Annotated in this window: 3 protein-coding genes; 1 reads left to right on the top strand and 2 read right to left on the bottom strand. The window is 51.4% G+C overall.

All coding sequences use genetic code 11. The annotated features are described in order from the left end of the window. Window positions 1-252 precede the first annotated feature (252 nt). Window positions 253-2,208 (top strand): sialate O-acetylesterase, encoded by a 1,956-nt coding sequence (locus BWI93_RS19720; RefSeq protein ID WP_094814463.1) that lies wholly within the window; start codon window positions 253-255, stop codon window positions 2,206-2,208. 228 nt (window positions 2,209-2,436) lie between these two features. Here BWI93_RS19720 and BWI93_RS19710 read toward each other — a convergent pair whose 3' ends face one another. Together BWI93_RS19710 and BWI93_RS19705 are read right to left on the bottom strand one after the other, a co-directional pair. Continuing rightward, on the bottom strand, window positions 2,437-5,196 hold the full coding sequence (locus BWI93_RS19710; RefSeq protein ID WP_094814459.1) for a M14 metallopeptidase family protein: 2,760 nt from the start codon (window positions 5,194-5,196) through the stop codon (window positions 2,437-2,439). A 268-nt stretch (window positions 5,197-5,464) separates the two neighbouring features. Then, a complete protein-coding gene (locus tag BWI93_RS19705) occupies window positions 5,465-6,490 on the bottom strand; it encodes an aldo/keto reductase (protein WP_094814457.1) in 1,026 nt (341 codons plus the stop codon). Between the last annotated feature and the right edge of the window lie 44 nt (window positions 6,491-6,534).

The following is a 6,534-nucleotide window of genomic DNA, read 5'->3' as shown; positions in this document are numbered from 1 at the left end:
TTTACTTCGATATTGCCTTTCCTAAAACCGTTTAATCGTATTTGAGAAACGATACTACCATTGATAACCCGGAAGCTTTCGGGTTATTTTTTTATCCCCCAAACGGTTTATTCCCTTCATGCGGACTAATCTTTTCCCATCAAAATCGCATACGTAGTCGAAGGAGAAGTAGAAGCGATGTAAACTTCTTCTATTTTTGAAAACTTACTTCCAAAGGGAAGAAGCCTATACAATTTACTCGACCCTTGTTTTATGTCACGGCTGCTTGTTCTTCTGCTGTTATGCCTAGCAAACGTCGGTTTTAGTCAGGTTCGGCTAAACCGTTTATTCTCCGATCACGTCGTACTCCAACGCCAAAAACCGATTCCGATTTGGGGCTGGGCCCAGCCCAAAGAAACGGTCAAAGTAACCCTGGCCGGACAAACGCAATCCGTACGGGCGGCGGCGGACGGAAGCTGGAAAGTTCTTTTTAAGCCCCTGGAGGCGGGTGGACCGCATACACTGAACGTTCATGCCAAATCAGGACGAGTCGCGGTCAGCGATGTGCTGATTGGTGAAGTATGGCTGTGTTCGGGCCAGTCGAATATCGAATGGACCGTGGCCCAATCCAATCGGTTTGCCGAGGAAAAGAAAAACGCTGACTTTCCACAAATTCGTCATTTCAAGGTTGAACACGAAGTCAGCCTCCAGCCGAAAACGGATCTTACGCAGGGAGAATGGCAAGTTAGCTCTCCCGAAACGGTGGGTGGTTTCACGGCCATTGGCTTTTTCTTTGCTCGTGAGTTATACCAGAAGCTGAAAGTACCCATCGGTCTGGTTCACTCGTCCTGGGGCGGCTCTCAAATTGAAGGCTGGATTAGCAAGGAAGGCATGGCGGGTAATCCAGAATTTCAGGCCTATGCCCAGCGGTTGCCTAACACCTGGGAAGAAGCCGATGCCCAACACGATCAGAAGCTAAGAAAACAATTGTTCAAGCGGGAGGGCGTACAACCCAGCCGGGCCGATGAGGAAGCCTATCTCAAACCCGGTTACGATTTTTCGTCCTGGCATAGTACCGACAATCCCATCGGTCAGTGGGACTGGAAAGGAATCTGGGCGTTTCGGGGGCAGGGCTATATGGCCCGCGTGATTGAGCTGCCTGCCGAGGCCCGTACGCAGGAAACGACCCTGGTGCTTGCCGAAAACGATAGTCCGAACGACATGTATATTAACGGTACGCTGGTTTCAAAAGGCGTATTGAAGGGGGTACGTACCATCAAAATTCCGGCGGGCACCTGGAAGGAAGGACCGAACCGCCTCGTTATCAAATTCGGTAATCTGGTCCATCTGCCCTGGTTCGGGCTTGGTCTGGAAGGATCAACCAATGATTTGTACGTTCAGGTGGGGAATCAGAAAATTAGCCTGTTCGATCAGTGGAAACTCATGCCTTCGTTTGCCGAACCGCATACCTACGTTCATTTGAGTAACAACGTGGCGACGAGTTTATACAATGCCATGATTGCTCCGCTGGTACCTTTCGGCATGCGGGGAACGCTATGGTATCAGGGTGAAACCAATGCCGGACGGGCCTATCAGTATCGGGAAGCTTTTCCTTTGCTGATCACGGACTGGCGGAAAAAATGGCAGGATGAGTTCTCCTTTTACTTCGTCCAGCTTTCCAGTTATGGAGCCGAGCAAAACAGCAATCAGGGTAGTAACTGGGCTGAACTGCGGGAAGCCCAGACGATGACGCTACGGCTGCCGAAAACGGGAATGGCCGTCACGACCGATGTGGGGAATCCCAAAGATATTCACCCCACCAATAAACAGGACGTAGGCTACCGTCTGGCATCAGAGGTTCTGGTGCAGGACTTTAACCAGCCTGCCAACCCCCGTTCGCCGCTGTTTACCAACGTTCAGATGAACGGTAACCAGGCGATTATTTCCTTCAAATACGCGGATTCAGGTTTAGAGGTCCGGGATAAATACGGGTATTTAAAAGGATTTGAAGTGGCCGGCGACGATCACGTATTCCATTACGCCAAAGCCGAAATAAAAGGCAACACAGTGGTAGTCAGCCACCCCAAAGGACAGAAAATCGCGTCGGTTCGCTACGGCTGGGCGGATTCACCGGTGGATGCCAATCTGTATGGGGCCGATGGTTTCCCGGTAAGCCCCTTCCGAACGGATGACTGGCTGGGGGGTACGGTGAAAGCAAAGTTTGAATGATTGGGGCCGGATCAAAATCCGTTCCGATTCAACCGTTTTAAAACCCAACTTCAGGAAATGGATCGAGCCTATGGCTCTGGGAAATTGCTACGGTTGGAAGTAAGAGCCGTAGGCTCGTCGTATTTTGTAGGAACGGATTTTAATCCGTTCCCATTCTTAAGCAAAACTCCCGGTCGTTTCATACGACCGGGAGTTTTGCTTAAAGAAACAGATCTCTAAAACCAACCGCTATTTCAATCCATACAACTGATTGAACAGCAGTTTGAAGGTACCCTGAGCCTGAGCCCGGAAAGTGATTTCAGGACCGAACGCATACAGCGTTCCTTTGCCCACCGGAGCTTCAAAGGCCGTTACGCCGCCCTGAAGGTAGGACTGTCCCCAGGCCCAGCCACTGCGGAGTGGCTTGTTGGAAGCAAACCAGGCCAGTGGTTTCACCGTACCCTTAGCGATGGCATCCGGAGCCAGATTAAATACCGGACTTGAATCAAAGTAGACATCCGAGAGGTTCGACATACCCCAGGTCGCCTGTTGGATCGAATCCAGATTTACCTGAAGAATACTGCCGGGAATGAAGTATTTTTCGTTTGGCAGGGAACGCTCGGTTCCGCTGGCCGTCATTTCCACCAGTGCATTTTTCACGGGTAAATCCAGGTGATAGGCCAGGTTGGTACTGGTACCAATCGTTACTACTTTACCACCGTTTTCCAGGAATTTCTTGAGTTGCGGAATCGATTTCTCGGGCGTAATCCGACCCAGCGTCGAGCGGTATTCCGCCGGAATCTCGTCGGCTTTGGGTTCCCGCATCATGTAGCCACCGTATTCGCCAGCACCCGACGTCCGTACGGCCGGAATCGCCCGCGTTACGAAAATGATCACGTCATATTTCTTGTTCAGATCACCGCCGTCAATTTCCTGAGCGAAGAGTAACTTCATGGGGAAATGGTACTGCTCCATCATCCAGCGTACCCAGCCCGAAGGCATCGATCCGCCGTAGGTATCCCACAAGGCAATTCGCATGGGTGATACTTTCACTAACGAACCCGTTGGTTTCTTGCTAACCCCCTCTACGTCAAGGCCCAGGTCTTTTACCGACTTGTCCAGCAACTGCTTGGCTTTGGCCGAAGCCGGAACAAAGAAGGTACCCGCTTCTTTACCCGAAATACCCTGTGGCAAACGATACACCTCAACCCCGGCCTGTAACAAATCATTAACGGCGATGAATGAATAGTTCTCCTTCGCACTCAGGGTATAACCCGCCGCCGCCGAAGCTGCCAGCTTACCTGGAGCTTTCACTAACTCACCGTAGGGCAGAGCTTTAAAAGGTCCGTCGAATCCGTCCAGAATCCGATCAAATTTAATACCCATTTGAAAGGCCAATGTCCAGCCCGCCGCATCGTAGGGACGGATCGGAGGGCCACCGGGATACTGGAAATCATTGGGGTGATCCTGTGGTTCAAACATATCCAGCACGTGCGGACGGAACGACTGAGCCGTCTTCACAATGTACGAACCCGCTGGGTATTTCTTACCCGCAACCGTAAAGTCAGCCGTAGCCTGATGAATCTGAATACCCGTACGAATCAGAGCATTGACAAACGTTGTAGCGTTTGAAAACCCTTCCTGATCGGCGGGGATAATAAAGCCACGGGGATCGCGAAGCGTTGGGTTTTTGAAGACGTTATCGTAATACTTCATCGGTACGCCGCCTTCCGAGCGACCTTCCCGACCTTCGGAACGACCACCTTCTTTTTTCTGATCGGCCTGATACGCCTGCGTCAGGGCATCTACGCGTTTGGGCAACAGCGACCAGTAGTCCTTACTACCCCGATCGATGGAGTTTTTGCCCATTTTGTAAATGTTGTACAAAAGCTCATCGGCGTGTCGCGAAGCGTAATCCAGTACGGCATAGTTCAACGAAACCGAATAATCAATGGATTGCTTGAAGTGCCATTTTTGGGGCGTAACGGGCAGAGGCGTATTCCCATTCGGAATCAGCCGATTGGGTACCAACGGGACTTCCGCTGGTGTTGGGTTACCGATCATTTCCGTCAGCAGACCAATCATATTGTGGAAGTGCGTCGTTGTCCGCAGACCGCCGTTGTACCAGGTCGAAAACACCGATCCGCCGAGACGCGTAAATCCGGGTTTATCTTCCACGTTCAGCCGGTTAATCATCGAAGCTCCTACGGCGTCGATCCCCGTAATCATCAGCGGATCAAAAACGTAGTTGAAGGGATCACGGTACGGAGGTCCCGCCACGACCGCACCCGCCGGGGCCGTCTGGTGGTGGTTGTACATGATTTGCGGAATCCATTCCACGAACAACTGCCGACCAATATTCTGCGATTCTTTCATGTTTTGAATGAAGAAATCGCGGTTGTTATCGTGACCTACGTACTTCTGATACAGCCGGGGCAAGCCGCTTTGCGAGCGTTTCTCGGGCGTTTTTTCCCGCATATACCAATTGCCCACCAGTTCATGGCCGTCGGGATTGGCGTGCGTGAGCAGGATTACGGTTTTATCCAGAATCCGCATCGTTTCGGGATCTTTCCGATTGACGAGGTTCCAGGCCGTTTCGATGAGTTGCATCGTACCCACGGTTTCCGTTGAGTGAAGTCCGCCATCAATCCAGACCACGGCTTTCCCTTCGTTGGCCAACGCATGAGCCTGCTCTTCGTTCAGACCTTCGGCCCGGGCCATCTTCGTAGAGATTTCCTTGTACCGATCCAGTTTTTTCAGGTTTTCCGGCGACGAAACGATCAGCATATACTGATGCCGTCCTTCTTCGGTCATTCCAATGTCGACGAGTTTAACCCGATCCGAGGCGGCTAGTTTTTTGAAGTACGCTTCGGTTTGCGTGTAGTTTGACAGGTGGTAGTCATCGCCAATCGTGAAGCCGAAATGCTCTTTGGGCGAAGGAATGGTTTGTGCCTGAGCGAGCGTGACCGCCAGTAAAAATGCACTACCCAGTAAAAATTTACGGATCATAGATGAAAAGGAATGTTGGGAAAAAAGCAATGGGAAAGGAATTCGTCAGCAAACCGTACAAAAGTTCGTTTTTTTACTATTCGCCAAAGAAAGATTGGTTAGAATCCCGTTTTGCCCAAGACAAGATAGGGCTTCGGTAGCGTTAGGCAAGCGAAATACGCCAAACCGCTTTATTGTATCTACTAAATCCCGGTTTTGAGGGGTTGTATCCGGACTTTGAAAAGCAACGATCCGTACCCGCGAACGGATACGGATCGTCCCGGAAGAATCATACGGGCAATGGATTCAGTTGTGGTGATTTTCGCTGGTGCCAGTACGGATACACGGGATATCGATCACTGGCCGCATCGAGTTTCTTGACTTGCTCCGGGGACAAATTCCAACCCACAGACGCCAGGTTTTGCTGGAGTTGTTCGGGTGTACGGGCTCCGATGACGATGTTACAAACGGTGGGTCGCTGTAAAAGCCAGTTTAGAGCAACCTGAGCGACCGATTTTTCGGTTTCAGCGGCTACCTCGTCGAGTACATCGAGCAGGTTGTACAGAAAATCGTCGGGAATGACGGGGCCTTCACCACCGCCCTGAGCAAGGCGGCTATCGGCGGGGAGGGGATTATCCCGGCGGTACTTACCACCCAGTCGCCCGGCGGATAATGGGCTCCAGACGATGGTGCCAATCTTCTGATCGATACCCAGCGGCATGAGTTCCCACTCAAATTCCCGACTGATCAGGGAATAGTGGGCCTGATGAGCCACGTATTTCGACCAGCCGTAACGTTCCGAAACGGAAAGCGATTTCATTAAATGCCAGCCCGAAAAGTTAGAGCAGGCAATGTACCGAACCTTCCCACTTTCAACGAGATCATTCAACGCGTGCAGCGTTTCCTCTACCGGCGTATGGGCGTCAAAGCCGTGCATGTGGTAAATGTCGATGTAATCCGTACGCAGCCGACGCAGACTGTCTTCGCAGGCCTTGACCAGATGATACCGCGAGGAACCGAAGTCGTTCGGGCCATCGCCCATTTTGAAGGTGGCTTTGGTAGAAATGAGTGCCTGATGCCGAATACCCGACAAGGCCTGCCCCAGAATTTCCTCGGACATGCCCCGGGAGTAAACGTTAGCTGTATCAAAGAGGGTGACACCTGCGTCGAGGCAAAGGTTTACCATCCGACTGGCTTCTTCCAGTTGGGTATTACCCCAGGCCTTGAAAAACTCAGTTCCGCCGCCAAACGTAGCCGTACCAAAACTCAGGACGGGGATTTTAAAACCAGTGTTTCCTAAGGTTCTGTATTCCATACAGGTTTTGAATAAGAGGTAGAAAAAAGGACCAGCCCTGACCT

Source organism: Siphonobacter sp. BAB-5385 (genome assembly GCF_002261125.1).
In the GTDB taxonomy this organism is placed as follows: domain Bacteria; phylum Bacteroidota; class Bacteroidia; order Cytophagales; family Spirosomataceae; genus Siphonobacter.
Note: the sequence above shows the minus strand (reverse complement) of the source record. Positions and strands in the feature narration are given on the sequence as shown.